15 protein-coding genes and 2 pseudogenes are annotated in these 16,933 nt (G+C 72.7%); 10 read left to right on the forward strand and 7 right to left on the reverse strand.

What is annotated here, in order from left to right; genetic code table 11:
* Window positions 1-257: pseudogene (locus CXR44_RS24105) on the forward strand (hypothetical protein); the annotation flags it as partial.
* A gap of 526 nt (window positions 258-783) precedes the next feature.
* Here CXR44_RS24105 and CXR44_RS24115 read toward each other — a convergent pair.
* Entirely contained in the window at window positions 784-1,299 is a 516-nt protein-coding gene (locus tag CXR44_RS24115) for a DUF6463 family protein (RefSeq protein ID WP_144070064.1), read from the reverse strand.
* 74 nt (window positions 1,300-1,373) lie between these two features.
* Here CXR44_RS24115 and CXR44_RS24120 point away from each other — a divergent pair, with 74 nt between their 5' ends.
* From CXR44_RS24120 to CXR44_RS24130, 3 genes and pseudogenes are all read left to right on the forward strand, one after another.
* Window positions 1,374-1,889, forward strand: a complete 516-nt coding sequence (locus CXR44_RS24120) for a TetR/AcrR family transcriptional regulator (protein ID WP_219601975.1) — start codon at window positions 1,374-1,376, stop codon at window positions 1,887-1,889.
* A 168-nt stretch (window positions 1,890-2,057) separates the two neighbouring features.
* Window positions 2,058-2,261: pseudogene (locus CXR44_RS24125) on the forward strand (TetR-like C-terminal domain-containing protein); the annotation flags it as partial.
* Between the two features lie 410 nt (window positions 2,262-2,671).
* Window positions 2,672-3,667 carry a hypothetical protein gene (locus tag CXR44_RS24130; protein WP_101788404.1) on the forward strand — a complete coding sequence of 332 codons (996 nt, stop codon included), beginning with the start codon at window positions 2,672-2,674 and terminating at the stop codon, window positions 3,665-3,667.
* 247 nt (window positions 3,668-3,914) lie between these two features.
* Here the strand turns inward: CXR44_RS24130 and CXR44_RS24135 are convergent, their stop codons facing one another.
* From CXR44_RS24135 to CXR44_RS24145, 3 genes are all read right to left on the reverse strand, one after another.
* Window positions 3,915-4,268 (reverse strand): cupin domain-containing protein, encoded by a 354-nt coding sequence (locus CXR44_RS24135; RefSeq protein WP_101788405.1) that lies wholly within the window; start codon window positions 4,266-4,268, stop codon window positions 3,915-3,917.
* Window positions 4,269-4,390: 122 nt separating this feature from the next.
* Window positions 4,391-5,917: an ATP-dependent DNA ligase gene (locus tag CXR44_RS24140; protein ID WP_101788406.1), complete on the reverse strand. Its 1,527-nt coding sequence runs from the start codon at window positions 5,915-5,917 to the stop codon at window positions 4,391-4,393.
* Window positions 5,918-6,012: 95 nt separating this feature from the next.
* Window positions 6,013-6,387 carry an FKBP-type peptidyl-prolyl cis-trans isomerase gene (locus CXR44_RS24145; protein ID WP_101788407.1) on the reverse strand — a complete coding sequence of 125 codons (375 nt, stop codon included), beginning with the start codon at window positions 6,385-6,387 and terminating at the stop codon, window positions 6,013-6,015.
* 281 nt (window positions 6,388-6,668) lie between these two features.
* On the opposite strand from CXR44_RS24145, the gene CXR44_RS24155 reads away from it, so the two are divergent.
* Both CXR44_RS24155 and CXR44_RS24160 read left to right on the forward strand, forming a co-directional pair.
* On the forward strand, window positions 6,669-7,163 hold the full coding sequence (locus tag CXR44_RS24155; RefSeq protein WP_101788659.1) for a sigma-70 family RNA polymerase sigma factor: 495 nt from the start codon (window positions 6,669-6,671) through the stop codon (window positions 7,161-7,163).
* On the forward strand, window positions 7,160-9,121 hold the full coding sequence (locus tag CXR44_RS24160) for a hypothetical protein (RefSeq protein WP_101788409.1): 1,962 nt from the start codon (window positions 7,160-7,162) through the stop codon (window positions 9,119-9,121). The genes CXR44_RS24155 and CXR44_RS24160 overlap by 4 nt, the downstream gene beginning before the upstream one ends.
* A gap of 40 nt (window positions 9,122-9,161) precedes the next feature.
* On the opposite strand, the gene CXR44_RS24165 is transcribed toward CXR44_RS24160, so the two are convergent.
* Window positions 9,162-10,601, reverse strand: coding sequence for a GuaB1 family IMP dehydrogenase-related protein (locus CXR44_RS24165; RefSeq protein WP_101788410.1), 1,440 nt, complete (start codon window positions 10,599-10,601; stop codon window positions 9,162-9,164).
* Between the two features lie 97 nt (window positions 10,602-10,698).
* On the opposite strand from CXR44_RS24165, the gene CXR44_RS24170 reads away from it, so the two are divergent.
* Window positions 10,699-11,151, forward strand: coding sequence for a GyrI-like domain-containing protein (locus CXR44_RS24170; protein WP_101788411.1), 453 nt, complete (start codon window positions 10,699-10,701; stop codon window positions 11,149-11,151).
* 63 nt (window positions 11,152-11,214) lie between these two features.
* On the opposite strand, the gene CXR44_RS24175 is transcribed toward CXR44_RS24170, so the two are convergent.
* The gene (locus CXR44_RS24175; protein WP_101788412.1) at window positions 11,215-11,769 is read right to left on the reverse strand and encodes a TetR/AcrR family transcriptional regulator; all 555 of its coding nucleotides are present in this window, start codon (window positions 11,767-11,769) and stop codon (window positions 11,215-11,217) included.
* Window positions 11,770-11,858: 89 nt separating this feature from the next.
* On the opposite strand from CXR44_RS24175, the gene CXR44_RS24180 reads away from it, so the two are divergent.
* Window positions 11,859-13,118 (forward strand): FAD-dependent monooxygenase, encoded by a 1,260-nt coding sequence (locus tag CXR44_RS24180; RefSeq protein ID WP_101788413.1) that lies wholly within the window; start codon window positions 11,859-11,861, stop codon window positions 13,116-13,118.
* Here CXR44_RS24180 and CXR44_RS24185 read toward each other — a convergent pair.
* Window positions 13,071-14,192 carry a CaiB/BaiF CoA transferase family protein gene (locus tag CXR44_RS24185; RefSeq protein ID WP_101788414.1) on the reverse strand — a complete coding sequence of 374 codons (1,122 nt, stop codon included), beginning with the start codon at window positions 14,190-14,192 and terminating at the stop codon, window positions 13,071-13,073. The two genes, CXR44_RS24180 and CXR44_RS24185, sit on opposite strands and share 48 nt — an antisense overlap.
* A gap of 149 nt (window positions 14,193-14,341) precedes the next feature.
* On the opposite strand from CXR44_RS24185, the gene CXR44_RS24190 reads away from it, so the two are divergent.
* Together CXR44_RS24190 and CXR44_RS24195 are read left to right on the forward strand one after the other, a co-directional pair.
* Window positions 14,342-15,889 (forward strand): serine/threonine-protein kinase, encoded by a 1,548-nt coding sequence (locus CXR44_RS24190; protein ID WP_101788415.1) that lies wholly within the window; start codon window positions 14,342-14,344, stop codon window positions 15,887-15,889.
* Window positions 15,886-16,869 carry an NAD(P)-dependent oxidoreductase gene (locus tag CXR44_RS24195; protein WP_101788416.1) on the forward strand — a complete coding sequence of 328 codons (984 nt, stop codon included), beginning with the start codon at window positions 15,886-15,888 and terminating at the stop codon, window positions 16,867-16,869. Before CXR44_RS24190 ends, CXR44_RS24195 begins: the two co-directional genes overlap by 4 nt.
* The last annotated feature ends 64 nt before the right edge of the window (window positions 16,870-16,933 follow it).

Genomic DNA, 16,933 nt, shown 5'->3' on the forward strand with positions numbered 1-16,933 from the left:
CTCACGACACCACGCCTGTCACCAGGCCAAACTCTTACACCACTCCCGTGGACGCAGCCCTCGGCCGTCGACGACCACACCCGCATCGCCTACAGCGAGATCCACCCGGACGAGAAAGCCGCCACCTGCGCTGCCTTCCTGCGCCGGGCGGCGGCCCCTCACAACGTCCTGCACACCTACAACCACCACTGCCACACCGCACTCGGCGGCCAACCACCATCAGCCGCGTCAACAACGCTGCGGGTCAATACGGCTAGAAGCATTCCCTGTTGAGACGGCGCACGATCTTCAAACCTGCCCTCTTGGCCGAGCTGTCCCACATTCTGTCGGTTTGTGCCTGGATCGCGTCGCGGAGGCGTCGGGGGGAGGAGCCCGGGTCGGAGCCGGCGTACCGCCTCATCCAGGCCCGACCCGCGGACACCGCCGACCTGCAGGAGTCCGCTGCGGTCACGCCATGCGATGTCTGGGCCCGGTCAGTCGCCTGAGCGGCGGTCATCGGCAGGGCGGCGAGCGCCGCGACCACCAGCGCGGTGCCCAGGACACCGGCGCGTCGAACGTTCATGTCGCATCCCTTGACGAGTCTTTCATGATCGATTTTCGAGATCGGCGGAAGTGTAGCCTGAAGCCGAGGGCCCCGAGTGCGCGCCCGCGTACTGTGACGAACATCGCCATCATGGGTACCCTGGCCGTTCACCGGCGCTCGGGCCGATGCGGCGCGTCCCGCGATCGACAGGTTCGACGGGTTCGACGGGATCGACGGCGCAGGCGCAGTGGAGTGGCCCCTCACTGCTCGCCAAGGGGCGGGGTGTGCTTGGCGGCGAGCAGGGCGAGGATCCCGATGACCGTCAGAAGTGCGCCACCGGACACGGGCTGCATGATGGCCATCGGCACGCCGGCCAGCAGCAGGTAGCCGCCTATCTGGGCAGGCATACGACCGGTCGCCTTGACGGCCCAGCGGGCGAACGTGCCGAAGGCCAGGAAACCGATTCCCGCCATGAGGAACCAGAGTGTCGCCATGCGTTGAGCGTTGTCCGGGACAGTGTCGTCACCCACCGTGTTGACGAAGCCGTGGCCGACGATGCCGGTCCAGTCGGCGACGGTGAAGGCGACGACGAAGTGCAGCGCGGCCGCGCCGACCGCCAGTCGGGGGACCCAGCGATTGAGGATGGATTCGCGTGTGGACCCGCGCTCGGCACGGCGCCCTCGAAGTGCCCGGGCCCTGTCGGCCGGTGCGGACATGGGAGCCCCTCTCTGCTTCTCCAGAAATACGGAACTGTAGTTACGATACTGTAGTTCCATATACTGCTTCCATGTCAGCACATCGGCAAGGGCGGCCTCGTGACAGGCGGATAGATCACCTCGTCTTGGAGGCGGTGCGGCAGTTGCTGGCCGAAACGGGCTACGAGCGGCTCACCGTCGATGCCGTCGCGGCACGCGCCGGGATAGGCAAGGCGGCCATCTACCGGCGATATGCCTCGAAGGTGGAGTTGGCCTTCGCGGCCTCTGTGCACGACGACGACCTACCGCCCCCCGCCGACACCGGATCGCTGCACGATGATCTGCTGGCGATCGCCCGTCGTGTCCATGCGCGGATGAACGCCCCCGCCGCCCGCCAGATAGGCCCGGCGGTCATCGCAGAGCTGGCCCGGAGCGCGGAGTTGACAGAGAAGTTCCAGCAGGGCCCCCTGGCCGCCGAACGCGAGCTCTACGCGAAGGTCCTGGACCGCGCCGCCGCTCGCGGGGAGATCGCTCGTCCCATCGACCCCGCAGTTGTCCACCTGCTGGTCAGCGGCCCGATCTTCTTCGCGGTGTTCGGCTACCGCGTGCCGGTGGACGACGCGGTGCTGGAAACGATCGTGACGACGGTCACCGCCGGCCTCCGCCCATGACGTCACCGCCGTACAGCACCTCTTTGCTGTCGCGACGGGAGGCGACGATGCCGCCGCGGCGGAGCGGGGCGAGGCACCAACAACCCTTGAGCGACGCCGCCGCATGGGACTGGAAGCGTGCGGCTTCATGGGCAGGCGCCGGAGCTGTAGGCGGCGTCAGCCGCCACTTACCGGCGGCGCATCACCGAACGCCGGGCCAGCTGCGCCACGCTGGTCGGCCGCGGGATCGCCCGCGGCGACCTGCCATCCGACACGGACGTCGACCTGTTCATGGACGCCCTCGCCGGAGCCGTCTTCTACCGGCGGCTCGTCACCGGCCTCCCCATCGACGACAGCCTCCCCAACAGGCTCCTACGCATCCTCGGCCTGTGAGGCGGAGACCCCGGTTCCCCTGCCGCCGGTCCGGACGCTGTGCCGTGATCGCGGCCATGACCGAATTTACGAACGACGGCGCGCACGCCGTGGAGGAGTTGTAGGTGTCAGCTATGAAGATCATCCCAGAGGTCGGCGCGCCGGCGTCGCGGAAAGCCTCTGCACGAGGTCACCGCCCATCCCCAGCATGTCGGTCCCTGGGCGCCAAGCGCCTGGCCGCGTTCTGCGCGGTTGCCGTCCTGGGCGCCGGGTGCACCGCCGCACCACCCCCAGGCGCACCCGCACCGACCGCCGCCTTCTCCAGCGTCTTCCCGGCAACCCCCGAACCCTCTCCAGTCCGTGCGGCCCGGGGCCGGGGCTGGCGGCTCGAGCACGTCGGTGATCAGCGCGGAATCCGGCTGAACGCGGTCGTGGCCAGCGGTCCGCGCGACGTGTGGGCGCTCGGCGGCCCGGCCGAAGGCACCGGCCAACTGGTGCTCCTGCACTTCGACGGCCGGCATTGGCGAGAGCGCCCCGCGCCCGAGGTGACGTGGGACTCCAAAGATTACGAGAGGTTTCCCGCGCTGGTGGCGACCGGACCTCGCGACGCGTGGATCTTCGCCGCCGCCGATCTGGCCGCGCACCACTGGGACGGCGAGCGCTGGAGCCGGGTTCCTCTACCGGACATGGACTACGACCCGGGTGAGCGGGCCGGTGCCACCGCCCTCGCGCCCGACGACGCGTGGCTGGTGGTGGGAGATCACGCCGCGCACTGGGACGGGCGGGCCTGGACGGTCATGCGCCTGCCCGCCTGGGCGACATCGGTGTCGGCATCGGCGCCCGACCAGGTGTGGGCGGTCGGCGGCACGAGCCAGCCGCTCGCGGACGGGAATTCCGGCTCGCAGGCGGCGACGATGCGCTGGGACGGCCGGTCATGGCAGCTGGTCCCCACGCCCGAGGACCGCACGCCGAGCAAGGAGATCAACCACGAGGGCCGGCCGGACGGCAGCATCCCGTCGATCATGTTCACCCAGGTCGTCGTCCACGGTCCTGGCAACGTGTGGGCGATCGGCACCCGCAAGGTATTCGACTACGAGGACGGCAGACGCATTACCACGATCATCCTGCATTGGGACGGCAATGCCTGGTCGTGGATGCTGGACTCGGAGGAGGTCAGCGCGGTCGGCTCCGACGGCGCCGACGGCGTCATCGTGGTCGGCTGGGAGGCCGAGGATGGCGGCTTGATCGGGACCGTCCGGGTCGCGCCCGACGGCAACCGGACCGGGCTACCGCCGATGACGGGGGCGAACCGCAGGCGCGAGGTCGACGTCTCGGCGGTGAGCGCGGTGCCCGGAACGAGGACGGTCTACGCGGTCGGTCGCGCCTATGGCAAGAAGTACGGCCCCATGATCGCCCGCTACCGCTGAGTTCCACCCGCGTGACAGTCGGCCGATCCACCACCCATGACCTCGATGCCGGCGGCCACATCGATCAAGCGCCACGCCGGCTGACTTCGCCGGCCAGTACTTCCCTCCGCAGACCAAGCGCTGTTCATGGGGACGGGCAGGTGTCAGAAGACCCCGACAGGGCGAAGCCGCCGGGGTCTCGGTGCGCAGGTGACGGCCTGATGTGCATCATGCCCGTCGGGTTCGGGTTCTCATCGACCTCCGGGGGTCAGTTCCCGTACTGCTTGGTGTCCGGGTGCTCGATGAGCAGGACATGAGCGGTCTTGTCGGCAACGGGACGGTGCCGCATTCCCCTCGGAACGACGAACAGTTCGCCCGCCCTCAGCACCACCGGGTCCTGCCCCTCCAAGTGGATCTCGAAGCTGCCGTCCCAGCACAAGAACAGCTCGTCCTCATCGTGGTAGTGCCACGGGAACTCGCCCTCCAACCGAGCCAGGCGAACGACAGTGGTGTCGTTCACCATCGCCAGATTGTGCTGTTGGAAGGGCCCTGGGAGCGCGTCGATGGCTTCAGCCACCGAGACCGCGGCAAGATGACGCGAAGCTTCGTGTTGTGTGGTCATGACACGATCCTTGTCCGCACAGTGGCCTGATGACAGAGCCAATACCCGATAATTGGTCCTCTGGCTGGACCAATGACGGTCGCCTGCCGTTGGTCACGGGCGAGGTGGCAGGGCCGGTGGGTTCACAGCATGAGCGAGCGTACGGTCTCCACCGTGTCGGCGTCCTCGGCCCGCTTGTCCGGCCGGTAGCGCAGCACGCGAGCGAACCGCAGCGCCATGCCCCCCGGATAGCGCGGCGAGCGCTGCACCCCGTCGAAGGCGATCTCCACCACCAGCTCGGGCCGCACCGTGACCGTCCACGCGTCGGTCGGCCCGTCGGCCAGCTCCAGGAACCGCTCGGTCTGCCAGGCCAGCAGCTCGTCCGTCAGCCCCTTGAACGTCTTGCCCAGCATGACGAAGCCGCCGCCCTCGGGGTCGCGGGCGCCGAGGTGGAGGTTGGACAGCTTGCCCTCGCGCCGCCCGTGACCCCACTCGGCCGCCAGGACGACCAGGTCGAGCGTGTGCCGCGGCTTGACCTTCACCCAGCCGGCCCCCCTGCGGCCCGCCGCGTAAGGGGAGGACAGCGACTTGACGACCAGCCCCTCGTGCCCTGCCTTGACCACGTCGGTGAAGAACCTCTCCGCCTCGGTCACGTCGTCGGTGACCAGGCGCGGCGTGAGCAGCTCCGGGGGGACCGTGTCGCCGAGGACCCGCTGCCGCTCCGCGTAGGGCAGGTCGAGCAGGTCGGCCCCGCCGGCCCGCAGCGCGTCGAAGAAGAAGACGCTCAAAGGTGTCCGCTCCCGCAGCCGCGCCACGTCGAGCTTGCTGCTCACCCGGCTCGCCGTCACCTGGAACGGGTGCGGCCGCCCGTCGGGGCGCAGCGCGATCACCTCGCCGTCGAGGACGAGATCGCCGGAGGGCAGGCCCAGCACGGCCTCCACCAGCTCCGGCACCTGGGAGGTGATCTCGTCGAGGGTGCGGGTGAAGACCCGGACGGTGTCGCCCGCGCGGTGCGCCTGCACCCGGATGCCGTCGAGCTTCCACTCCAGCGCGGCGGGGACGCCCGCCTTGTCGAGCGCGGCGGCGACGTTGGGCGCGCTGCCGGCCAGCATGGGCGAGACCGCCCGGCCCACCTCCAGCGTGAACGCCCGCAGTGCCGTCACCCCGCCCGCGAGCGCGGCGGCGCCCACCGCGGGCAGCCAGCCGCGCAGCGTCAGCGCCCGCCGCACGTCGGCCGCCGGCGCGCCTGACGCCTTCGCGACGGCCTCGATCATCACCCCGTCGAGCGCGCCCTGGCGGAGCTCGCCGCTGAGCAGCCGCAGCATGAACGCCTGCTCCTGACGGGTCAGACCGGCGAACAGCTCGCCGACCAGCGCCCGGCGCGCCGCCTGCGAGCCCTGCCCGGCGACGGCTTTGATCGCGGTCAGCCGCGCGTCCACCTCGGTCAGCGTGGCCGTGGCGGCCAGCTTGGGCTGCGGCAGGTCCTGAAGGGTGCGCCAGCCGACGCCGATCTGGCGCTGTGGCAGGTCACCGGAGAGGTAGGCGATGGCGATCTCCGCCTCGCCGGCGCCCACCCGGCCGAGCAGCTCGGCCAGGTGGCCGATCTTGCCCAGGCGGGCCGGAGTGCGCGTCACCGCCTCGGAGACCCGGACGACCTCGATCAGTAGCACACCGCCTATGGTGCCCCAAGACGCCGACATTTCCCCACCTGGAGCCGGCTCGGGCGGGAAAGGCGGGGCCGCGGAGGACCCCGCCCGGACCGGCGCTAGCGGACGCCCAGCAGGTCGACGACGAAGATGAGCGTCTCACCGGGCTTGATGGCGGCCCCGGCGCCCCTGTTGCCGTAACCGAGGTGGGGCGGGATGACCAGCTTGCGCCGGCCTCCGACCTTCATGCCGGCGACGCCGCGGTCCCAGCCGGCGATGACGCGGCCGCCGCCCAGCGGGAACTCGAACGCCTGGCCGCGGTTCCACGACGCGTCGAACTCCTCCCCGCTGGAGAACGCGACGCCCACGTAGTGAACGCTGACGTGGTGGCCGGGCTTGGCCTCCGGGCCGTCACCCACCACGAGGTCGACGATCTCCAGATCGGCGGGCGGGTTGCCCTCCGGGAAGTCGATTTCCGGCTTCTCGAGTGCCACGAAGTGCTCCTGTTGACGATGACTGTGAACCTGACGACTCTATGCGTTCGGGACAGGGCCGTCGTTCGTGGCGGCCCTTTCTCCCGACGGGATCCTGCTCACCGGGCGCGTCGCCGTGGTCACCGGCGCCGGCCGGTGCCTGGCGCGGTTCGTGACCGGCACGACGGTGCACGTCGACGGCGGCATCCACGCCGCGGGCGGCTGGCGTCGCATCGGTCAGCCCGAAGATCGATCGAGGGCTTCCGTCAACCCGCGCGCGCCTGGAGTGTCTCTGTAGCGTGATGGAACCAGCGACCATGGCGCGGCCGTCGTTCGCCGAGCTGTTCGCAGCCCAGTACCAGCCCCTGGTACGGCTGGCGGGCCTGCTCGGGGCGGACGATCCCGAGGACATCGCTCAGGAGGCGTTCGCCCGGCTGCACACGAGACGGTTACGCGACGACGGGGCGGCTCTGGGCTACCTGCGCGCGACCGTCTGCAATCTCGCCCGCAACCGCCTGCGCCACCTCAGGCTGGTCCGGCTGCGCCGGCCCGACCCGCCCGAGCACGTGCGCAGCAGCGAGCACGCGGTGATCGTCGCCGAGGAGCACCGGGAGCTGCTGCGCGCCCTGGACCGGCTGCCGCGCCGCCAGCGTGAGGCGGTCGTGCTGCGCTACTGGCTGGACCTGTCCGAACGCGAGATCGCCGACGCCATGGGCATCTCGCCCGGTTCGGTGAAGACCCATGCCAGCAGGGCCCTGGCGGCTCTGGGCAAGGCCCTGCAGGAGGAGGACGCGTGAACGACCTGGAACGGCGGCTGCGTGCCGCGCTCGAAGCACGCGCCCAGACCATCGAGGCGAGCCCGCACGCCTGGCAGCGCCTCCAGCGGCGCACGCGGCGCCGATCGCCCGCCCGCTGGCTGCTGCTCGCCCTTCCGGCGGCGCTGGTGGCGGTGTTCGTGCCGATCCTGCTGAGCGGGGGGCTCGGCCGGAACAGCGCGGCCGACCCGGACGAGCTCTACCGGCGGCTGATGCGCGACCGGACCCCGGCCGGGGAGACGGTCACGCTGGACGGGCCGTCGCACGGTGGAGCTGTGCGGCTCTGGTTCGCGCGGGGCGACCAGGGCCAGCCCGAGTTCTGCCGGATCGTCGAACGCGGCCGGCAAGAGCCGTACGGCTACTGCCATCCCCTGCGGTACTCCGGACACAGCGGGGTCCTGGGCTGGTACGAGGGGACCACCCGCGCCGACGCGGCGGCAGCCCACGCCTACTACGGGCTGGCCACCGCCAACGTGGCGCAGGCCACGGCCGTGCTGGAGGGAGGCCGTACGGTGCCGGCGCGGCTGCACCGGCCGAAGGGGCTGGACGTGGTGCTGTGGACGCTGGAGCTCGCGGCGGGGGAGCGGGTGTCCCGGGTGGAGGTCGCCGACGCGGGGGGCAGGCGGTCGACGGTGCTTCCCGGCGGGGTCGCGCGGTCGAAGAACCGGGGCGCGCCCACGGGGGCGGCGCGCGAGCTGCCGGACGGGATCACGGCGCGGCTGTACGGGCGGGACGAGATCTCCTGGTTCCGTCACGGGTTGGAGGTGGGCGCCGTCCCGCTCGCCGCCAACCGCCTGCCGGAGGCTCTCGGCGCCGAACCGGTCGATGTGCGGGCGTCGCGGGACGGGGCGCTGCTGTACGGCGTCACCCGCGAGGACGTCGCCAGGTTCGAGCTGACGGTCGCGGGCGCCCCGATCGTCGTCCGGCCGACCGCCCGTCCGTGGGGTCTCCGCCTCGGGGTCTACGCCGCCACGCTGCCGGACGCGTCCTTCTTCCGCATGGGCGGCCAGGTGGCCGCCTTCGACGCCGCGGGTGAGGAGCTCTGGCGCAAGCGGATTCCCCCCTCGTGGCAGGAGCACGCGGCGCCCGGCAGGCGGCTCGGCGAGGCCTTCACGGTCCCCGGCACGGAGGACTTCACGGGCGGCCCCGTGCGCCTGTGGTTCGAGGAGCGCCGTGGGCGGGTGCGCGAGCTGTGCCACAGCGGCGGCGCCACACCCGAGGGCGACCTGCACCGGGGATGCGGCGAAGCCGAGCTGGGCCCCGACTCGTTCACCTACGACAGGGTCGTCCGCCACCTGCCGCTGCCCGGCAGCACCATCGCCTTCGGCCCGGCCCGCGCCGGCTGGGTGTCGGTCGACGCCGTGACCGCGGACGGCCGCCGCATCCCCGGCACGATCGTGCGGCCCGAGGGCGCGCCGAACGCCGCGTGGCTGGTGCGCCACCCGAGCTCCGAGCGCGTGGCGGCCTACGCCTTCACCGTACGGGGCAGCCGGCTGGAGGAGGTACACCCCACGGACCCCAGCGCGTGCTGGGACGCGACCGAGTCGGCGGCCGCCGGTCATGCGCTGCCCGGCGGGCTCACCGCCCGGCTCCATCCCGGCGCGTGCCTCAAGTGGTGGAAGGACGGCAAGCAGCAGCCCGGCGCCTCCCAGCCCCTGCCCGGCACCACGCTGAGCTCCAGGCTCACGGCCGGGCGCCCGGTCGAGGTGTTCCTTCCCGGGGAGCGGACCTTCTACGGTTTCGCCCTGCGGGGCACGGCCAGGGTCGTGATCACCCTGAAGGGCGGCGGCAGGGTCTCCGCCGACGCCGCGCCGGACCCGTGGGGGCAGGGCGTGGCCCTCTTCGGCGGTCAGGGGCCGGGGCCCGTCCAACAGGGCGAGAAGATCACCGGGTACGCGGCCGGCGGCGACGTCCTGTGGACGTACCGGCTGCCGGGCTGACCGCCGGGCGGGACGGGTCACCCGTCCCGCCCGCGCGGCCTCACCAGCTCTGGTGCAGCGGCATGCCCTCGGCGTAGCCGGACGAGCCCTGGATGCCGATCACGGCGCGGTCGTGGAACTCCTCCAGGGTGGTGGCCCCGGCGTAGGTGCACGCCGACCGCAGGCCGGCCACGATGGCGTCGATCTGGTCCTCCACGCTCGGCCGGCGCGGGTCGAGGTACATGCGCGAGGTCGAGATGCCCTCCTCGAACAGCGCCTTCCTGGCCCGTTCGAACGCGCTGTCCTCGGCCGTGCGCAGCCGGACCGCGCGGGCCGAGGCCATGCCGAAGTTCTCCTTGTAGCGGCGGCCGTCGGCGTCGGTGCGGGTGTCGCCGGGCGACTCGTACGTCCCGGCGAACCAGGAGCCGATCATCACGTTGGCCGCGCCGGCCGCCAGCGCGAGGGCGACGTCGCGCGGGTGGCGCACGCCGCCGTCGGCCCACACGTGCCGGCCGAGCCGCCGGGCCTCGGCCGAGCACTCCAGCACGGCGGAGAACTGCGGCCGGCCCACGCCGGTCATCATCCGCGTGGTGCACATGGCGCCCGGCCCGACGCCGACCTTGAGGATGTCGGCGCCGGCGTCCACCAGGTCGCGCACGCCCCCGGCCGTCACCACGTTGCCGGCCGCGACCGGCACCGACGGGTCGAGCGCCTTCACGGCGCGCAGCGCGCTGATCATCTTGTCCTGGTGGCCGTGGGCGGTGTCGACGACCAGGCAGTCGATCCCGGCGTCCAGCAGATCCTCGGCCTTGGCGGCGACGTCGCCGTTGACGCCCACGGCGGCGGCGATGCGCAGCCTGCCGCCGGCGTCGATCGCCGGCCGGTAGAGCGTGGCGCGCAGCGCCCCCGTACGGGTGAGGATGCCCACGAGGCGGCCCTCGGCGTCCACGATGGGCGCCAGCCGGTGCCGGCCCTCGTGCAGCCGGTCGAACGCCGCGCGCGGTTCGAGCCCGGCGGGCAGCGTCAGCAGTTCGCTCGACATCACCTGCGACAGCTGGGTGTACATGTCGACGCCCTCGCAGTCGGCCTCGGTCACCACGCCGACCGGCCGGTTGTCCCAGTCGACGACGATGACGGCGCCGTGCGCGCGCTTGGGCAGCAGGTGCAGCGCCTCGCCGACGGTCTCGTGCGGCGTGAGCGTGAGCGGCGTGTCGTGGATGAGGTCGCGTTCCTTCACCCACTTGACCACGTCGGCGACCACGTCGATGGGGATGTCCTGGGGGATCACGGCGATGCCGCCACGACGCGCCACCGTCTCGGCCATGCGGCGGCCGGCGACGGCGGTCATGTTGGCCACCACGATGGGGATGGTGGTGCCCGTGCCGTCGCGCGTCGACAGGTCGACGGACAGGCGGGAACCGACCGAGGAACGCGACGGGACCATGAAGACGTCGCTGTAGGTCAGGTCGTGATGCGGCTGGAGGCCGTTGAGAAACTCCACGTTCGTCCATCTTATGTGGTGACAGGTTCATCATGGGTTTTCCCCTTTTGGCGGGGGCTTATGATCTGCCGGGACAGTCAAGGGGGATGGAGGGCCTGTGGAGATCACAGACCGCGATGAACTGACCGTCGTCGGGTTCGTCGTCCGCACCACGAACGTCGACGAGCTGGACCCCGCGCGGGCGAGGCTTCCGGCGCTGTGGCAGCGGGCGGGGGCGCCCGGGGCGTTCGCGCACGTGCCGGGACGGATCGACGAGCACCTGTACGCGGTGCTCACCGACTACGAGAGCGACCACCACGGCGCCTACACGCAGATCGTGGGCATCGGCGTGCGCACGGCGCCGCGCCTGCCGGAGGGGATGGTGGCCGTGCGCGTGCCCGCCGCCAAGGCCCTGCGGGTGGCGGCCCGCGGCCCGATGCCGCAGGCGATCGTGGAGGCGTGGCAGCAGGTGTGGAAGCACACCGAGTCGGGCGGCACGCCGCCGCGGGCGTTCACCACGGACCTGGAGGTGCACCACCCCGACGGGGTGGATCTCTACGTCGCCGTCTGATCACCGCGTTTCCGGGCCGCGCTTCCGGGCCGCGCTTCCGGGCCGCGCACCGGCGTGCCGCCGTCAGGGCGTCGTGGCCGGCCCGAGCGCGGCCGCCGCCGCCTCGACCGCCGTGTCCTTGACCTGCTCCAGCGGCAGGTGGGCGTACTCGACGGTGCAGTCGGACATCCCGCCGAGCGCCACCGTCGCCCGGATCTGCTGGGCGGCCGAGATCTCGGGACCGAACAGCAACGCGGTGAGCCGCCGCCGCCAGTCGAACATCCGCTCCGTCAGGTCCAGATCGGCCAGCGTCGACAGGTCGCGCACCACCATGACGGTCACCTCCCGGTGCCGCCACATCAGCTCGAAGTAGTCCTCCAGCAGCAGCCGCCGCCCGGCCGCGTCGTGCGCCGGCGTCTTCTCGCGCGCGGCGACGAACCGCTCCAGGTCGTCCACCATCGGCTGGACGATGCTGCGCACCAGGTCCTCGCGTGAGGCGAAGTGGTAGTAGAGCGCGGGCTTGGTGAGGCCGAGGCGGTCGGAGATCTGGCGCAGGCTGGTCTCGCGCACGCCCTGCGCCGCGAACAGCTCGCGCGCCACGGCCTGGATGCGCGCCCGGGTGTCACTCTGCCTCGCCATGCCGACAGGTTATCCCTTACCTATCGTTAAGTAAGTCCTTGTGGTCGCGCCTGCCGCCGACTTACCATCCGTTAAGTAAGGAGGCAGGCATGCACGTACTGATCTCCGGCGCCAGCGTCGCCGGACCCGCACTCGCGTACTGGCTCGTCCGGTACGGCTTCGACGTGACGGTGGTGGAGCGCGCCCCCGCGCTGCGCAAGGCCGGCGGACACGCCGTGGACCTCTTCCGGCCCGCCATGGACATCGTCGAACGGATGGGCCTGCTCGGTCCCGTCACGGCCCGCCGGACCGGCACCGACCGGCTGACCATGTTCGTGCCGGGCCGCCCCCGCCCCGTGGAACTGGAGACGCGCCGGATCGTCGCGGCGATCTCCGACCGGCACGTCGAGATCATGCGCGACGACCTCAGCGAGATCCTCTACGACGCCACCCGCGACGACGTCGAGTACGTCTTCGCCGACTCCGTCGCCGCCATCGGACAGGACGGCGAGGTACGGTTCGACAGCGGGCGGACCCGCGGCTACGACCTGGTGATCGGCGCGGACGGCCTGCACTCGAACGTCCGCCGCCTCGTCTTCGGCCCCGAGTCCCGCTTCGCCACCTGGATCGGCGCCTACCTGGCCGTCGCCTCCGTGCCCAACCACCTGCGCCTCGACGGCCGCATGGAGGGCCTGCTGGACGTCGACCGGCTGGTGGCCGCGTACGGCGCGGCCGGCCTGGCCGACGCGCGGGCCCTGTTCCTGTTCAGGACCCCGGAGCCGCTCGACCACCACCACCGCGACACGGCGCGGCAGAAGGAACTGCTGCGCGAGCACTTCGCCGGTCTGGGCTGGGAGACGGCCCGCCTGCTGGACGAGGCCGACCGTGCCCAGGCCTTCTACTTCGACTCGATCACCCAGCTCCGCCTGGACACCTGGTCGCGCGGGCGGGTGAGCCTGGTCGGCGATGCCGGGTACTGCCCGGGGCCCGCCGTCGGCGGCAGCACCAGCCTGGCCGTCGTCGGCGCGTACGTGCTGGCCGGCGAACTGGCCCTGGCGGGCGGCGACCACGAGCGGGCCTTCCCCGCCTACGAGGCGGAGCTCGGCGACTACGTGCGGCGCAGCCGCGCCTTCGCGCTGGCCGCCGCCCGGCGCCTGGTTCCGCGGTCCCGGCTCGACCTGTGGGGGCTGGCGCAGGCGGTGCGGCTGCTCGGCGTCCTGCCCACCGCCGTCACGCGGGCGGCGAGCAGGTTCGGCGGCGGCGGGACGCGCCTGCACGACTCGTTCCGCCCGAAGGACTACCCGTCGCTCCTGCGATCCGCGTCAGGCCAGCACGCCCTGGGCGCGGAGCTTGGCGGCGACCTCGGCTGACAGGCCCCACGCGGACAGGTCGTCCAGCCTGGTGGCCGGGGCGAGCCCGGCGGCGGGCGCGCCGAGCAGGCGCGGCGCCGGGCGCGGCTGGGTGACGCCGCCGACCTCGACGAACGTGCCGCGCGCCACGTTGTGCGGGTGCCGCGCCGCCTCGGTCATCGACAGCACGGGCGCGACGCACGCGTCGGAGCCCTCGAACACCGCCTCCCACTCGGCCCGCGTCCGCGACCGGAACGCCTCCGCCAGGCGGGCCCGCAGCGCCGGCCACTGCTCGCGGTCGGCGCGGTCGGGCAGGTCGCTCAGCCCCATGCGGGAGACCATCGCGTCCCAGAACTGCGGCTCCAGCGGGCCCACCGCCAGGTGGAGCCCGTCGGCCGTCTCGTAGGTGTCGTACATCGGCGCGCCGGTGTCGAGCAGGTTGGTGCCGCGTGGCCCCCAGAATCCGCTCTGCACCCCGTGCGCGAACATCGCGAACAGCAGGGCCGATCCGTCGACCATGGCCGCGTCGATCACCCGCCCGCGGCCGGTCCGCTCCCGCTCGATCAGGGCGAGCAGCACGCCGTAGGCCAGCATGAGGCCGCCGCCGGCGAAGTCGCCCAGGATGTTGATCGGCGGCGTCGGCGGCTCGCCCGCGCGGCCCAGCAGCGACAGCACGCCGGAGACGGCGATGTAGTCGATGTCGTGCCCCGCGGTCGCCGCCAGCGGGCCGTCCTGTCCCCATCCGGTCATCCGGCCGTAGACCAGCCGCGGGTTCGCCGCGTGCAGGTCCTCGGGCCCGATGCCGAGCCGCTCGGCGACGCCCGGCCGGAACACCTCGATGACCACGTCGGCGTGCGCGGCCAGCTCCTTGAAGGCCGCCACGCCCTCCGGCGTCTTCAGGTCGAGGCCGACCGTGCGCTTGCCGCGGTCCAGCACGTCGGTGCGCGGCCGGTCGGAGACGGCGGAGACGCGGTCCACCCGCAGCACCTCGGCGCCGTGGTCGGCGAGCATCATGCCCGCGAACGGCCCCGGCGCGAGCCCGGCGAGCTCCAGCACCCGCACCCCGGCGAGGGGGCCCTGGGGGGTTCCGGTCATGGATCTCTCCTCACGTGCGAGCCGTCGGCGCCGCCCCCAGTAGAACAACATTCGGTGAACTGTGGCAAGCCGCCTTCCCGACGACCCCGCGAACCAAGGTCATGTATGGGAAACTTGCCCACTGATCGGGTGGTCTACAGGGGTAGGACATGGTTTCGGAAAGCACGCCGCTGATCGCCGGGCGTTACGAGTTACTCCGCGAGCTGGGGCGCGGCGGCATGGGGGTGGTCTGGGAAGGCCGCGACACGCTGCTCAACCGGCAGATCGCGATCAAGGAAGTGCTGCTGCCCGACGGGCTGCCACGCGCGGACCAGGAGCGCCTGCTCCTGCGGACCGCCCGTGAGGCCAGGACGGCCGCCAAGCTCAACCATCCGTCGGTCGTCGCCGTCTACGACGTGGTGGAGGCGGACGGCCGTCCCTGGATCATCATGGAGCTGGTGCGCCATCCCTCCGTGGAGGAGGTCGTCGCCACGACCGGCGCGCTGCCCATCCGGCAGGCGGCCGACGTCGGCAGGCAGGTGCTGTCCGCGCTGCGCGCCGCCCACCAGGCCGGCATCCTGCACCGCGACGTCAAGCCGAGCAACATCCTGCTCTCCGACGAGGGCAGGGTGGTGCTCACCGACTTCGGCATCGCCACGGCCGAGGGCGACTCCTCGCTCACCAGCACCGGTATGGTCACCGGGTCGCCGAGCTTCCTGGCGCCCGAACGGGTGCGCGCCGCCGAGGCCGGGCCCGCCTCCGACCTGTGGTCGCTCGGCGCCACCCTGTTCGCCACGCTGGTGGGCGTCTCGCCGTTCGAGCGCGGCGAGGCGATGGCCACGCTGAACGCCCTGCTCAACGAGGAGCCGGACTACCGCCGGATCCCCCCGGTGATGCATCCGGTGCTCAAGGGCCTGCTGCGCAAGGAGCCGGAGGACCGGCTCAGCGCGGAGGAGGCCGACCGGCTGCTCGCCGAGATCGTCGCCTCCCGGCCGGCCATCAGCGACCTGGACGTGGACGAGCCGAGGCCCGCACGCGGCAGGGGGCGCACCCTCGTCGCCGCCGCCGCGGCGGCGGTGCTCATGCTCGCCGGCGGCACGTTCGCCTACTTCGAGCTGACCCCGCCCGCCGAAGGCACCTCGGGCGTCGCCACGCGCGCCGCAGCCAGCAGCCCGCTGCCCGGCACACCGGCGCCCTCCACCGCCGCGCCGACCCCGTCGTCCGCCGTCACCCCGTCGGCCACGCCGACGCCGAGCGCCCAGGCGCCGGCCGTACGGGCGTGGAAGTCGCGCGACGGCTGGTCCATCGCCCGCCCCGCCACCTGGCGCGGCGCCCGCAGCGAGGCCTACACCGAGTGGACGCGGCGCGGCGGCCGGGGCCACCTCGGCGTGCGGGCCGTCTACGTCGCCCGTGACCCGTACCAGCTCCTGCGCGACGCCGAGGACGAGCTGCGACGCGCCGCGCCGGACCTGCGCGTGGTCGGCCGCAGGGCGGTCACGCACCAGGGGGCCAAGGCCGTCGAGTGGGAGTTCGCCTACACGGCCGGTCAGGGCCTCGCGCCATGGGCCCGGCAGGGGGAGCGCTACCGGGAGGTGCGCCGCGTGGTGGCCGCCGACGACGCCGCCTACGTCCTGTCGTGGACCATGCCCGAGCCCCAGTGGGCCCGCGCCAAGAGCCTGATGCGGCAGGTGATCACCAGTTTCACCGTGGGCGCATGACGCCCTGGACGCTCCTCGCCCTGCCGCCGCTGCCCGAGGAGGCGGTGCGCGGCCTGCTGGCCCCGCTCGGCGACCGCGTCGAGGTCCGGGTGCCCGCCGCGCGGGACCGGGCGGCGCTGCTCGCCGCGCTCCCGTCGGCCGAGATCGTCCTCGGCGACTGGACGGGCCTGCTCGCGCTCGACGCCGAAGCCGTCGCGGCCGCGCCGCGGCTGGCGTTCGTCCAGCAGCCGTCGGTCGGCGTGGACGGTCACGACCTCGCGGCGCTCGCCGCCGCCGGGGTGCCGCTGGCCAACACCGCCGGCGTCAGCGCCACCGCGGTGTCGGAGTGGTGCCTGGCCGCCGCGCTGTCGCTGGCGCGGCGGCTGCCCGCCGCCGACGCCGCCGTCCGCGCGGGCGGCTGGCCCCAGCTCGACCTGCGCCCCCGCGAGCTGAGCGGACTCGGCGTGGGCGTCGTCGGCTTCGGGCCGATCGGCGCGGCCTGCGCCCGGCTGTTCCGCGCTCTCGGCTGCCGGGTGTCCTACTGGACGCGCACCCCTCGCGAGGAGCCCGGCTACCTGGACCTGGAGGAGCTGGTCGCGGGCTCCGACGTGCTCGTCGTGGTGATCGCGCTGGCGCCCGGGACCCGCGGCCTCGTCGACCCGAGGCGGATGAAGCGCGGCGCCCTGCTCGTCAACGCCGCCCGCGGCGGCGTGGTGGACCAGGCGGCGCTGGTCGCCGCGCTGCGCGACGGGCACCTCGGCGGCGCCGCGCTCGACGTCTTCGAGACCGAGCCGCCGCCCGCCGGCGACCCGCTGCTGCACCTGCCCGGCGTGCTGCTGTCGCCGCACGTCGCCGGTGTGACGCCGGAGGCGACCGGACGCCTCGTCGAGGCCACGCTGGCCAACCTGGAGGCGGCTCTCGACGGACGCCCGGTGGCCGACGTGTGTAATGGCGTTTCGCCACGTATTGAACGCAGATTTCCGGATATGTCGGCCATTTAGCCGTTCACCTGGCACGATGAACAGTTTTCGTGTCTTTAACGACCCCGGTCTGTTCGATGTTGTC

The organism is Nonomuraea indica (genome assembly GCF_002850745.1).
In the GTDB taxonomy this organism is placed as follows: Bacteria; Actinomycetota; Actinomycetes; order Streptosporangiales; family Streptosporangiaceae; genus Nonomuraea; species Nonomuraea indica.

Bases quoted from the DNA above. Each gene is read 5' to 3' on its own strand.
- CXR44_RS24115 (WP_144070064.1), bottom strand. From the start codon at position 1,299: ATGGAACTACAGTATCGTAACTACAGTTCCGTATTTCTGGAGAAGCAG.
- CXR44_RS24135 (WP_101788405.1), bottom strand. From the start codon at position 4,268: ATGACCACACAACACGAAGCTTCGCGTCATCTTGCCGCGGTCTCGGTG.
- CXR44_RS24155 (WP_101788659.1), top strand. From the start codon at position 6,669: ATGGAACCAGCGACCATGGCGCGGCCGTCGTTCGCCGAGCTGTTCGCA.
- CXR44_RS24175 (WP_101788412.1), bottom strand. From the start codon at position 11,769: ATGGCGAGGCAGAGTGACACCCGGGCGCGCATCCAGGCCGTGGCGCGC.
- CXR44_RS24180 (WP_101788413.1), top strand. From the start codon at position 11,859: ATGCACGTACTGATCTCCGGCGCCAGCGTCGCCGGACCCGCACTCGCG.
- CXR44_RS24185 (WP_101788414.1), bottom strand. From the start codon at position 14,192: ATGACCGGAACCCCCCAGGGCCCCCTCGCCGGGGTGCGGGTGCTGGAG.
- CXR44_RS24190 (WP_101788415.1), top strand. From the start codon at position 14,342: ATGGTTTCGGAAAGCACGCCGCTGATCGCCGGGCGTTACGAGTTACTC.
- CXR44_RS24195 (WP_101788416.1), top strand. From the start codon at position 15,886: ATGACGCCCTGGACGCTCCTCGCCCTGCCGCCGCTGCCCGAGGAGGCG.